General features: G+C 63.3%; 9 protein-coding genes and 2 pseudogenes. 2 read left to right on the top strand and 9 right to left on the bottom strand.

Annotated features, from left to right (window positions below; all coding sequences use genetic code 11):
• Positions 1-103: 103 nt before the first annotated feature.
• The gene (locus MKK68_RS29775) at positions 104-457 is read right to left on the bottom strand and encodes a hypothetical protein (protein WP_244031278.1); all 354 of its coding nucleotides are present in this window, start codon (positions 455-457) and stop codon (positions 104-106) included.
• 44 nt (positions 458-501) lie between these two features.
• Here MKK68_RS29775 and MKK68_RS15895 point away from each other — a divergent pair.
• Positions 502-1,278: pseudogene (locus MKK68_RS15895) on the top strand (IS3 family transposase); the annotation flags it as partial.
• A gap of 332 nt (positions 1,279-1,610) precedes the next feature.
• Here MKK68_RS15895 and MKK68_RS15890 read toward each other — a convergent pair.
• The 5 genes from MKK68_RS15890 to MKK68_RS15870 all read right to left on the bottom strand — a co-directional run bounded on the left by MKK68_RS15890 (position 1,611) and on the right by MKK68_RS15870 (position 7,891).
• Positions 1,611-2,354 carry a hypothetical protein gene (locus tag MKK68_RS15890; RefSeq protein ID WP_244031270.1) on the bottom strand — a complete coding sequence of 248 codons (744 nt, stop codon included), beginning with the start codon at positions 2,352-2,354 and terminating at the stop codon, positions 1,611-1,613.
• A 680-nt stretch (positions 2,355-3,034) separates the two neighbouring features.
• On the bottom strand, positions 3,035-3,313 hold the full coding sequence (locus MKK68_RS15885) for a hypothetical protein (RefSeq protein ID WP_244031268.1): 279 nt from the start codon (positions 3,311-3,313) through the stop codon (positions 3,035-3,037).
• Between the two features lie 73 nt (positions 3,314-3,386).
• Positions 3,387-4,451 (bottom strand): adenylate/guanylate cyclase domain-containing protein, encoded by a 1,065-nt coding sequence (locus MKK68_RS15880; protein WP_244031266.1) that lies wholly within the window; start codon positions 4,449-4,451, stop codon positions 3,387-3,389.
• 46 nt (positions 4,452-4,497) lie between these two features.
• Complete coding sequence (locus tag MKK68_RS15875) at positions 4,498-4,857, bottom strand: response regulator (RefSeq protein WP_244031264.1); 360 nt, start codon at positions 4,855-4,857, stop codon at positions 4,498-4,500.
• A gap of 115 nt (positions 4,858-4,972) precedes the next feature.
• A complete protein-coding gene (locus tag MKK68_RS15870) occupies positions 4,973-7,891 on the bottom strand; it encodes a response regulator (RefSeq protein WP_244031262.1) in 2,919 nt (972 codons plus the stop codon).
• 322 nt (positions 7,892-8,213) lie between these two features.
• On the opposite strand from MKK68_RS15870, the pseudogene MKK68_RS15865 reads away from it, so the two are divergent.
• A pseudogene (locus MKK68_RS15865) lies at positions 8,214-8,551 on the top strand (transposase); the annotation flags it as partial.
• Positions 8,552-9,386: 835 nt separating this feature from the next.
• Here the strand turns inward: MKK68_RS15865 and MKK68_RS15855 are convergent.
• From MKK68_RS15855 to MKK68_RS15845, 3 genes are all read right to left on the bottom strand, one after another.
• Entirely contained in the window at positions 9,387-9,593 is a 207-nt protein-coding gene (locus tag MKK68_RS15855; protein ID WP_244031254.1) for a hypothetical protein, read from the bottom strand.
• A gap of 270 nt (positions 9,594-9,863) precedes the next feature.
• Complete coding sequence (locus tag MKK68_RS15850) at positions 9,864-10,397, bottom strand: hypothetical protein (protein ID WP_244031252.1); 534 nt, start codon at positions 10,395-10,397, stop codon at positions 9,864-9,866.
• Positions 10,398-11,230: 833 nt separating this feature from the next.
• Positions 11,231-11,983, bottom strand: coding sequence for a helix-turn-helix domain-containing protein (locus MKK68_RS15845; RefSeq protein ID WP_244031249.1), 753 nt, complete (start codon positions 11,981-11,983; stop codon positions 11,231-11,233).
• Between the last annotated feature and the right edge of the window lie 259 nt (positions 11,984-12,242).

Raw genomic sequence — 12,242 nt, 5'->3', positions numbered from 1 at the left:
GCTCCCCTCTCCCGACCCTCGCTGACGCGAGGCCCACCCTCCCCCGCGGAGGGGGGCGGGAAACCGCGAACGGCGTTCGCGGTTCGAGCACCACAATCGAAGCCTACGATTGACCCCCGGGCGGCGCGGGCTCAAAAACCGTCCGGCGCAAGCTGCGCCGTGTCAGGGACAGCCGCCCGTGCCGACCAAGATTTCCGGATTCGCGTTCGCCGCCCTCCTCCCCGCCGCGCAGCTCGGCCGGCGCCAGCCGAAGGCGGGCTGGCCCCCCGTCGCCTGCGTGGTGCGCGGAGGAAGCGCGGCGCGCGCCGCAGACGTGGGTGCGGGATGGCGGGCGGCAGTCGACGCCGAGAATGCCGTTGACGGTGCCGGTCGCCGCGCCGATGGCGCCGACGACGATGGCCCCGATGGGACCGCCGGCCGCGCGTCCGTCGTCGGCACCTTCCTGCGCGCCGCGCACGAGACCCTGCGCCTGGGGGACGGCCGGGAGCGCGAGGGCGAGGGCGTCGGGCCTGTCTGGCTACCGGCTTCGGCCGTTCGTCCCAGCGCTACAGGAAGCGCTCGGACCCTCAGGTCGCGCTGCGGATGCGGTTGAAGGAGTTGGCTGCCTCACGGGTGCGCTACGGCTACCGGCGGCTGCACATCCTGTTGCGACGGGAGGGCTGGGAGGTAAACCATAAGCGCACCTACCGGATCTGCCGCGACGAGGGACTGTCGATCCGGTCCCAGCTGCCCAAACGCAAGCGGGCTTGGCGGTATCGCGAGGGACGACCGGCGATCGGTGGACCCAACGAGGTCTGGGCCATGGACTTCATGTCTGACCGCCTCTTCGACGGGCGTCCGTTCCGGATCCTGACGATCGTTGATTGCCAAACGCGAGAGGCGCTCTTGCTCACCCCGAGAGCCAACTTCCGCGCCTACCAGGTAACCGAGGCCCTGGACGCCTTGGTCCGGCTGCGAGGTCGACCCAAAAGCCTGCGGGTGGATAATGGACCTGAGTTCGCCCGTCGCATGCTCGACCAGTGGGCCTACCTGAACGGGGTCGAGATCGACTTCTCCCGACCGGGCAAGCCGACCGACAACGCCTATATCGAGTCGTTCAACGGCCGCCTACGGGCGGAATGTCTGAACGCATCGTGGTTCCTGTCGCTGGCTGATTTCCGCGAGCGCATCGAGGAATGGAGGTGCCACTACAACGACGATCGCCCCCACACGGCACTGGGCGGCTTGACGCCCCGAGCCTTCGCCAACCAAGCTGTCACAGCCCGAGAACTTGCATAGGCCGTGGACCACAAACGGGGTCAACTCCAGACCGACGATGCACTAACTTCGAACCTGGGCCACCGAATGGGGGCAGGCCACGCCGAAGCTTGCCGGCCGCCGTTGGGTGTTCTTGCACTACCCGATGAGAGCCTGGCCGAGCACGTTCCGGGATATGAGGCATTGCTTCGGCCACACCCGTGGGCATCGTCGGACGCGCAAAGCCGATGCAACCGGAGGATAGAAGAAGGGCGCAGCGGCAATCGATCTGCACGCAGTTAATTTATGCGTGTTACGTCTTGATTTGCAGCCTATCGAAGATCATTCGAAATTCGGTATTCGGGGATTGCTTACTAAGCCAAGACGACCAGTCTCCCACGAAGATCACCAGCATTACCAAAATCAAGTGTAAATTTTCTTATATTTAATTTTGGTTTGATAATACTACCTGCTGTTACATAGTTCTTTGTTACTTTAAAGTTTTCACTATCCTCGACTGCATGAACGCCTGGCCACATTTCATCGGTGTCTTTTGCCCCATTGCCGGTGACGTAGAGCCATGTCTTCGTTGTTGCGCTCCACTTCAGGATCGACCAGCGGTTGGCGCCCAGCGAGCCCATGCCCAGCGGTAGAGCTTTGATTGTCAAGCCAGCCTTCTTGAGCGGAGCTCTGACTTGATCTGTATAACTCTGAACCCAACTCGTTGCGAACGATCCATCGGGTTTTTTCTCACTGTCCAATGTACCATGGCGTGCGTTGCACGTAATAATTTCCACGGTTTTGATGCTTGGATTCCACTTGACCCACTCCAATACTTTGGCCGTAAAATCCGTCGCAGTCAGACCACAGAACTTGGACGCATCGCCGTGTCCCCAAAAAGTTAGGGTATTAATTTTCATAGCTTTCTTATCGAGCGCCGGTCCGCTGGCGTTGGCAATACTCGAGCCGGGTGTGATAGCTTGGAGCGCGTTGCAACGTGCGCGATGCCCTTCGTCGCCGCACAGGATCTGCACTACTGATTCTGTTGATCCGGAATTTTTGGATTGAGCAGGCTTGGTACCATGCCAGCCAAACGTGGAACTGAAGGGCAATCTCACGATGGTGTCTCCACAAATCGTATGGATGCGTAGCTGTATGACGCTGCGGCTAGTCGGGTCAAGCCGCGCTTAGGGTTTAGGCGAAGCCAACATTGAACCGAACGGAAGTTGGTCACGCAAGTCTCGTGAGCATCTCGTTGTTTCGTGAACGCGTCCGCAGGACAGTTGGATCGAAGGGCGGCGGCGCAGATGAATATGGGCTCAAGGCCGTCTCCGAATGGCGTTCGTGAGACAAGCGATCCCGTAATCGATGTTCCCGGTCCCGACATGTCGTTCCCACGGGTCACGCGCTACTCTTCGCGGGCGCTGCGAGGCCGCCGCATGATGGGGGCGGGAGGGGCGTCTTGATTTGGTGCACGACCGTTCCGACTGGTATTCTGGGCCGAGCCCATGGAGAGGCTAGGGGATGGTAGCGGGCATGGCGCTCCGGGGGACTGTACTTCTTACGAAGGCCGTCGACGGCTTAGCGGCGTCGCGCCGGGGCTACGAGCTTTGCTGGCGCTGGCCATCGGTTCCCGCGGCGACCTCCGCCAGCACCTTAGCCTCCTGGGACAGGTCCACCGCGAAACGGCGCAAGCGCGCGTTCTCGCGCGCCGGATCCTTCTTGCGACCTAGACCGCGACCCCAACCGATGCGACCCGCCAGGACAAGGGCTCCAGCTCGGGGCGGGCGCGGCCGCCTCAGGGACGGATGCCTGCGACGACCTCCCGCAGCGCCACCTCCATCGCGTCCGAGTTCCGGCGGCGGGCGGCAGCGAGGGCTTCCGGCTCGTGCCGCCGCCGGGTGCGGAGGGATTCGGCAATCTGCAGGCGCCGTGCGAGGAACGCGTCGAGATACGCGGCGCCGCGCGCGTCGGCGAGGTCGTGGAGCGCATCCCGTAGGGCTGCACGGATCGCATCGTGGACGGCCTCGGCGCTAAGCAGGTCATTGCGGCGCCGAACTTCACTCGCAACATCCATTCAGAATCGCCCCTCGGACCTCTGGTCGGCGCCGCGGCCGGAGCTTTAATGATGCCCGGCCTACCGGCGGCGATCAAGGTGCGGGCGGGGCCGGGACGTGGCCCTGCGCGAACGCGCAGCAATGGACCTCGTGCTCGCCCTTGCCCTTGAGGAACACTTTGCCGATCGGATGGATCGCGCTGCCGTCGCGCACGCGGGCAGCAGCCTCGCCGGACAGGTGGACCGCGCACCCGTCGCCCAGGGCGCAGAGCCGCGCGGCCACGTTCACGGTGTCGCCCCAGAGATCAAATGTGAACTTCGTCTGTCCGACGACGCCACCGACAACCGGGCCGACATGGATGCCGGCCCGGATCCGCCAGGGCGTGGACCCATCGCGCGCAAGGGGCACCATGTCCCGGACGCAGTCGACCGCCGCGGTGACCGGGTCGGCGTGCGGCGCAAGCAGGTTGGCGGTGGCCATGAAGGCATCGCCGATCGTCTTGATCTTCTCCAGCCCGTGCCGGTCCGCCACAGCCTCGAACGCTTCGGCGAGGCGCTGGACTTCGGCGACGACCGCCTCGGGACCCTGGGCATGGCACCAGGTCGTGAATCCGACGAGGTCGATGAACAGCACCGCGACGTCGTGGAACAGGCGGGGCTTGACTGTCCCGGTGGCCATCAGTTCGCCCACGGCCGCCGCCGGCAGGATCGCGCGCAGCAAGTCGTCCGCGCGCCTGCGCGCGTGCTCGATGGTTTCTAGGTGGGCCAACTCCCGGTCGTGGAGCCGCTTCCGCTCGAGGCAGGCCCGGACCCGGGCCTCAAGCAGCACGGGCTCGAAGGGCTTGGGCAGGTAGTCCTCGGCCCCCATCTCGATGCAGCGCGCGATGCTACTGATCTCGGTGAGCGCCGAGATCATCACCACCGGCGTGTGCCGCAGGCGCTCGTGTGCCTTCATTGCCCGCAGCACCGCGTAGCCGTCGAGCATCGGCATCATTACGTCGAGGAGGACGAGGTCGTAGGCCCCCTCGCCCAGCAGCTCGAGGGCTGCGCGCCCGTCGGCGGCCCGGACGCTCGCATGGCCGAGGATCTCGAGCTCCTGCTCCAGGAGATCGAGGTTGAAGGGTTCGTCGTCGACGATGAGGATGCGTGCGGGGTCCACGATTCTCGGTCTTTCTGATTTCGAGCTGCCGCCCTGCGCCCGCAGGTCAGCCCAGCCACTGATGCAGCTTGGCGAACAGCAGGTCCTCGTCCACCGGCTTCGTCATGAAGTCGTCGCAGCCCGCCGCGCGCGCCTTGTCCTCGTCGTCCCGCATCGCGTGCGCGGTGATCGCGATGACCGGGATGCCGGCCGTCGCCGGGTTGGCCTTGATGCGCCGCGTCGCCTCCCAGCCGTCGATGACGGGCAGGGACAAATCCATCAGGATGAGGTCCGGCGTGTAGCTCGTCGCCATCGCGACGCCCGCCGCGCCGTCCACCGCGATTTCGAGGGTGTAGTCGTCCTCAAGGAGCTGGGTCAGCAGGTCGCGGTTCAGTGCGACGTCCTCGACAATCAGCAGTTTTTTCATCCCGCAATGCTTCCGCTGTGTTGGCGCCGCCGCGGACGCCCTGCGCGGGCGGCTGTCACGAGGCTGGTTTCCCCACGCCGACGACGGGGGTCGGCACCGCGCGCGCGGCCCAGCCTCATGGGGCGTGCTGCCCCGCGGGGCTCCCCATGAGGGGCAGCACGCGCTTCACCTGCCGGAGGATCGCGTTCCGGTCGAGCCCCCGCTTGTCGATCAGTCCCAGCACGCGTTCCTGCAGCATCGCGCGCTCGGCCGACTCCAGTGTCGCCGCCGTCAGGATAATGACGGGGATCGTGCGGCCGACGGGGTCGGCCTGGAGGTGGTCGAGGAACGTGATGCCGTCCATGCGCGGCATCAGGAGGTCGAGGAGGATCACGCTCGGCGGCGCATGCGCGATGCGCTCCAGCCCCGCGACGCCGTCCGGGACCCAGTCGATCGTACAGCGCTCGGTGTCGAGCAGCTGGCGGACAAGATCGACCACGTTCGGATCGTCGTCGATCACGAGGATATGCTCCCCGTTGGGGGCGATCCGCGCCAGGGCGCCGATCAGCGATTCACGCTCGAACGGCTTCACGATGTAGTCGTTGGCGCCGAGGCGGTAGCCGAGCTCCTTCTGGTCGACAATCGAGAGCAGGATGACGGGGATTTCGCGCGTCTGCGGGTCGGTTTTCAGAGCGTGCAGCACCTGCCAGCCATCCGCCCCGGGCATCATGATGTCGAGAGTAATCGCGCGCGGCCGAAGTTCGCGGGCTAGGCGGAGCCCGTCCTCGCCGTTGGAGGCGCCGACGACCTCGTAGCCTGCATCGGAGAGGTTCTCCTTCAGGAGGTAGACCACGTTCGGGTCGTCGTCTATGGCCAGAACCATGCTCGATCCGGTCCGGACCGGTACCTCCGCCGCCGCCCCGGTGGGCAGGACGGCCTGCGGATTGGGCAGGCCGTCGAGGCGCTGCGGGAGGGTGAGGATGAAGGTCGAGCCCTCGCCCTCCCGGCTCTCCACCGCGATGTCGCCACCGAGCATCCGCGCGAGCCGGCAGCTGATGGCCAGGCCGAGGCCGGTGCCGCCGTGCGACCGGCTCGCGCTGTTGTCGACCTGCTGGAACTCCTCGAAGATCAGGTTCAGGGCCGAGTCCGGGATGCCAATGCCCGTATCTGTCACCGTGAATACGATGCGCTTGTCCACAGTACGCACGCGCAGCGTGACCGAGCCGGCCTCGGTGAACTTCACGGCGTTGCTGAGGAGATTGATGAGGATCTGCTTGAGCTTCTCCTGATCGGTGCGCACGGTCTCGGGCACGTCCTCGACGTCCCTGACGAGGCGGACCCGGTCGCTCTTGAGCAGGGGCTCCACCGTCCTGAGGCACAGGTCGAGGGTCGATTCGAGGGCGAAGTCCGTGACCTTCACCTCCATGCGCCCCGCCTCCACCTTGGCGAGGTCTAGGATGCTGTTGATCAGCGAAAGCAGGTGCTCGGAACTCGTGAGGATCTTCTCCAGGTTCTCGAACTGCTTGAGGGGAAGCACGTCTTTGGCGCGCCGCATCACGAGGCGCGTGAAGCCGATGATCGCGTTGAGCGGCGTGCGCAGCTCGTGGCTCATGTTGGCGAGGAAGCTGCTCTTGGCCCGGCTCGCGTTCTCGGCTGATTCCTTGGCGTGGCGGAGGTTCGCCTCCGCGCGTTGGCGCTCAACTACGCGGCCCAGCTGCGCCCCGATGTTAACCATGACCTTGAGGAGCCCCGACTTGGGTGCGACGGCCTCGGTCGAGAAGAATTCGAGCACCATAACGACCTCGCGCCCGATCGTCACCGGAAAGGCGAAGCCCGCCCGGATTCCGTCCGCCTCGGCGGCGGCAGCGCGCGGGCAATCTGCGGGTGCCGGAGCGAGGGCCCAGCTCGGCTCAGCGCTCGCCGCCGCGCGCCCGGGCAGCCCGACGCCCGGCAGGAACCGCGTGGCGCCCGTAACGGCCCTGAAGCCCGCGAAGGGAAGAGGGCCGTCGCCGTGCCAGATGCCGGTCGGCTGCAGAGCGCCATCCTCGGCGATCAGGTAGGCATGCCCAAGCGGCCAGCCGGTATGGTGCGAGACCCGCTCCAGGCAGAACTGGACCGCATCCTCCACGGTCAGGGCATCGTTAGCCGCCGTCGCGGTCGCCTGCAGGAGTTCGACGAATGCCGACTGCTCCCGGAGGGCCAGCTCGGCCTCCTTGCGCTCCGTGATGTCGCTCCACGACTCGACCACTTCGATCGGCTCACCGCGGCTATCCCGCACGAGACGCTGCTCGTCCCGGACCCAGCAATAGGTTCCGTCCTTACGCAGGAAGCGGTACTCTATGACGTTATGGCCGGTCTCTAGCAGGTACGGGAACTGAGCCAGGACCCGGTCGCGATCGTCCGCATGGAGACGATCCAACCAGAATTCCGGACCGGCGAGGTAATCGCTCGGTTCGTACCCCAGTAGTTCGCGCACGTTCTCGCTGATGAAGGTTGGCACATTCTGGCCGCCGACCTCGAAACTGCAAATCATCGAGGGCGATGCTGTCAGGAGATAGTTCAGCCGCCCCTGCGTCGTCAGGAGCGTTTGCTCCGTGACCTTGATCTCGGTGACATCCGTATAAACCGCGACGGTCCCCCCGTCCTCAGTCCTGGATTCGGTGATCCGGGTCCAGCGGCCGTCCGCCTGCTGCTGCAGGATGGGCTTGGCCGAGCCCCGAAAATGAATGAGTCGCTCTTCCAGCCATTCCTCAATCGTCGTGGTGCCGTCTCGGACGACGCAGCGAGCCCCGGCGGCACGCGCGAGGTCCGCATATATCACCCCTCGTACGACGAGGTCAGCCAACCCGGGATGAAAGCGATGGAACTGATCGTTGCAGTAGACGAGTTGCTCGTCAGCATCGAACAATGCGAACCCATCCGTACTTGTTGCGATCGATTCGATCAGTTGCGCCCGCGCGCTTTCGAGGAGTGAACCTCCCGCATTGCCGCTCGCCGAAGTATCACCAGCCACCCCATGATCCAGAGGTTCACGCTGGATATCATTATCAGCCACGGCTCAGAAGCTCCTGCTGCACGATCCAGCATCGAGGATGCCATTGCTGGGCGCTAAAATAAAGTTAAATTCCTGACAATGATTTTAATGGTTTCGCATGACTGAAAACTTGTGCTCGCACGCTTTCGCATCGCATTGAGAGTCTACATGTATCGTGGCTGAAGTGAGCTGACCACATCGAGGCGGCTGTTCGCCAAGTTTCGAGGGCTCGGGTTGGTGGAAAGGACGGCGTGAGGTTGATTCCAGGGGCGCCAGTCGGGGTTTCTCGCACCCCGCCTCATAACATGCAGAACAGCTTAATTGTTGGTGAGCGACGGGCATCATGGCTGTTGCGGGAGTGTCCGACACTCAGCCAGGAACTCCGATTCGCACGCCCGTCGCCCGCGCCCCGAACGCGCGCGAGCGCCTGCCTTACGCGACCATCCTCGGCAATTCCGATTGGGCGGTGCTTGCCGCCGTGGCGTCGTCCCCTGCGCGCCACTTTCGACGACATCCCCGACGTGCTGCGGACGGGACGTGCGTGGCGACATCTGCCGCGGGGCTTGCCGCCGTGGAGCACGGTGCATCCGCGGGTCCCTGCGCCTTTCGCGGGCGGGCGTGTCCGAGCGCCTTGCCCAGGCCCGCTCGCTGGTCGACCGTGAATGGATCGGACGCGCGGCCTAGGTCGTGTCCATCGATGGGGCGGACACTCCGGGTGGATCTGGAGCGGCCATCGGCCGGACGGCCTGCGGTGGAATTGCCGTGCGAGTCTGGTCAGGCAGACCAGTGTGAGGCCGACCATGCCCCCGATCTGCATGGAGCGGTGCTGGAGCCGCCAAGCATCGTCGGCCTCCCGCAACCCGGCTTCGATCGGGCGTTGGATCGACTCGGTGGTGGAAGGATGCCCACCTCGTCCTCTCGGCTCGCCTTCCCTGTCCTGACCGCAGCCATGATCCTCGCCAGGGGGATGGCCCCGGCCTTGTCGGCCGAGGTCACAGCCGCAGGGAGCGCTTCAGTGTTCGTGATAGATCAAGTGCAGATCCAATAAAGCTGCCTTCGCTTTCCAGCCCAGTATCAAACTGGGCGAGCTAGAACGAAAATAATTATAGTAGTGCTTGCTGGCGGACATGCATGACTGGCCGACCGGAGTATTTTGCAGTCGCGAAATCGCTCATAGATTAGATGGCCGAGCCCGCCGGGGACGAGGTGGTATTTGGCCTTCAGATCATTTTCCAGCTCGGTACCCAATGCCTGGCGAAACTCCGGGAGAGATTTGGCATACATCATGGCAGGAGTGTTAACCTGGGTCTCCTTTATTGCATCACGATGAGACGAATATTGTCGATCCCGTGTATCCACCCTCGTCTTTATCGGCAGTTCGTGTTTTTTCTTCGATGACGGTGAATCCGTTGCTGGCTACGAAATACAGTTTCAGCCTGATAAGCGCGAGATCGTAATCCTTCTGCGAATCGACCACGAGCGTGCAGCGGGCCATGTATTTGATATTAAGCCAATTTCAACCGAATTTCTTGTTTGCGTTCTTCAGGCCGCCGGATTTCGACTTCCACCCGTCCGCGGATCCAATCACTCTTGCTCTATCGATCGTTGCTGCGACTTTTTGAACCTCGGCGACGAGCCTTTCCTGCAGTTGGTGTGCTTCCCTGTCGACGATATTGCCCATTATCTCCTTATGTTTATTCATAGATTCTTCATTCGAGATCACGGTCATTTCCTTTGCATCACAAGAGTGTAAAAGCTTGCGCGAATTGACGGCTCTCGGCCGGACGCGAACTCCGCGCACATCCAGTCGTCGGCTTGCTTTACGTCGAGATCGGACGTGCTAGAGGGGCTATCTTGATGGTCGCGCCTGCAATTTAGGTTTTTGAATTGTCGGCCATTATGCGTAAATCTATCTGCGTAAATATTGATGATATCATCTTATGGGTCGCATATTTCATGTGCGGACTGCTAAATCTGAGTAGAGCTTAAGCTTTCAACAAAAAGCTATCGCGCTGCCCGCGTCGCTGTGATCTCCAGTTCCTGTTCGGGAGTCGGGAATTCTATCGTCACGCAGATGTCCGTCCCACTTGCGCGGCCGACCGCGTGTTTTTGTTTTGTAACGCGCTTGATACAGTATCGGATCGCGCAATGCCGCCCGGCAAACCATTGCGACTGGTGCGGGCACCGGATTGGTGCCCGCCTTGTAGGTATTCCAGGCGCTCAGGGAGATGCCGAGGAATTCGGCCGCCTCTTGGTTCGAGAGACCGGTTTTTGCTTGCCAGGCGGTCAGTTCGGCTTGACTGAAAGCGCGTTGCTCCGCCGCGATGTACCAAAGTTGTGCCGCGTCGATCCGCACTTCCCCCCAAACCAAACCGGCTCCGTCTGCGCTGACTTGCGCCGCGGCGAAGGCCGAGGGTGCTTGAGTGGCGTGAGATTCGTACCGCCGAAGGCGATCCAACCCGACAATTCCACGCAGGAAGAGGAATTGTCGTCCCATGTCACGAGCAGATTTGTTGAGCCGATGCATGAGATGTTTGTCACGCTGATGTGATGCGACAAAAAATTGACCCTTTCAGATGGAATATATCGCTTCGTCGCATTGGGTTTGGTGGAGATGATCCTGTCCGCGTCATACGTCCGTGTTCCCGGGAACGCTCGCGTGTTGCCTCGACCGGGCATCCGTCGATCGGGCCGTGTAAGACCACGCGCAGATACCTCCAGACGACATGCACGCCGTCACAGCCGCCAGTGGGGCGGCGACCACGGTTCATGGCAGGCGAACACCTGCCATGAACGTCAGCGGTGCGAGCGAATTTGCCGACGCGTCACGTGGACCGTGTGCGTGACACCAATGGCTTCGATGGTTGGGCGTCTCTCAAGGGCCGAGACAAGAGAGTTTCCCCGATTGCTGTTGACGCGATCGACGATCGCCCGACGGTTCGCACCCATCGCCGTAGTTGGAACGATAGTTCGACCGATGTTATCGTCATTCGACAGGAAAAAACGACGACACGGCTCGTCGATTGGCCGAAAGCTTTCACGAGGTTGGGCGGTTCTGCTGTTTCACTTGGTCACTCACCAAGTCGCTATCATTCCTGCTTGAAATTGCACAGGGTGAGCGGCTCCGGCGGTTCGCGAAAGGTTTGGCTGAGCGTCTCACAAACCGGTTCGGGGGGCGGTTTCATGCGAGCCTCGGATCCCGCGGCGGAGTGATCTCAACTGGCGCGCGCACGACCCGAGGCCCCGGACGCCCCGGTACCGGGTCCACCGGGATCGTGCGAGCGACCCGAAGCGATTGCTGAAGCGTTGGCCGAGCAGGTCCGGTCCTCCGAAGCATGGGGGGATCCGCCGCATGGGTCATCAGGTCTCGCGCAACCAGTTCCAGACGTGCTGCACCGTCCCTTGACCGCCGGTTCGCTGGGCCAACCGACACGCGCCACGCCAGGCCTGGGGCGGGGCACCGTAGCGGTTTCGGAAGCTGCGGCTGAGCTGCGAGAGGCTGCTGAAGCCGAAGATCTCGGCCAACCGGCCGAGGGTACGCGTCTCCATGGGATCGGCGAGCGCATCGCGCACCGCCTTCAGGCGCTCGGTTTGCACGAAGTGCATCACGCCCCCCTCCGGCTCGAATAGTCGGTAGAGGGTGGAGCGTGAGAGCAGCATCTGCCCGGCGATGAACTCCGACGAAAGATCGGGTCGCGACAGGTTCGCTTGCACGATCATCCTGGCTAGGGCCATCAGGCCACTATCGAGTTCGCGGCCGTCCAGTAGGTCCGAGGCTTTTGAGTTGTCGAGCAGGCGATGCAGGAAGGCAACGAACTCATCGGCGACAGCCGAGGCTTCGGTGGCGCGCGTGGTCGGCAATCGTTGGTAGATGTCCAAGATGCGCGCGGCCAGGAGCCGGTTGCGGGCCCCATCGAACAGCAGGCCGTGCGCCTCCAGCGGCAACCCCTGGAGGTGGTCGCAGGGAACGGCGATGCCGATCGCATCAGCTCGGTCGATCATGCCATCGAGCAGATGGCGGCGGCCGATGAAGGTCACGGTGCCACGCGAGGCCGAGACCGGTTTGCCCCCGACGGTACCCTGGAAGCGGCCGAATCGGTAGAGTTGGACCATGTAGTGGTCGGGGCTCGCGTCGGCGATCGCGCTGGAGCCGCTGCGTCGAGAGCAGCGTGCGGTGGGTGACGAGGTCGCTGAGCTGGTACGCGATGTTGGTGCCGAAAGGCAGCGGGGCGGATCGCGTTGTCGGACTGACCTCGTACATCGGCGCCAGGAGGGTACGCCATCGCTCGAAGGCCTCCCCGCGGGGCAAGCCTGACGTCGTCGGAAAAAGTGTGGCAGGCCCACTTCCGCCGTCGTGTCGTCTGCGCTCAAC

Source organism: Methylobacterium sp. E-016 (genome assembly GCF_022829745.1).
Classification (GTDB): Bacteria; Pseudomonadota; Alphaproteobacteria; order Rhizobiales; family Beijerinckiaceae; genus Methylobacterium.
Note: the sequence above shows the minus strand (reverse complement) of the source record. Positions and strands in the feature narration are given on the sequence as shown.

What these genes read in the sequence shown, in the direction of transcription:
- MKK68_RS15885 (WP_244031268.1), bottom strand. Translation starts at nt 3,313, where the DNA reads ATGGATGTTGCGAGTGAAGTTCGGCGCCGCAATGACCTGCTTAGCGCC.
- MKK68_RS15875 (WP_244031264.1), bottom strand. Translation starts at nt 4,857, where the DNA reads ATGAAAAAACTGCTGATTGTCGAGGACGTCGCACTGAACCGCGACCTG.
- MKK68_RS15850 (WP_244031252.1), bottom strand. Translation starts at nt 10,397, where the DNA reads ATGCATCGGCTCAACAAATCTGCTCGTGACATGGGACGACAATTCCTC.
- MKK68_RS15845 (WP_244031249.1), bottom strand. Translation starts at nt 11,983, where the DNA reads ATGGTCCAACTCTACCGATTCGGCCGCTTCCAGGGTACCGTCGGGGGC.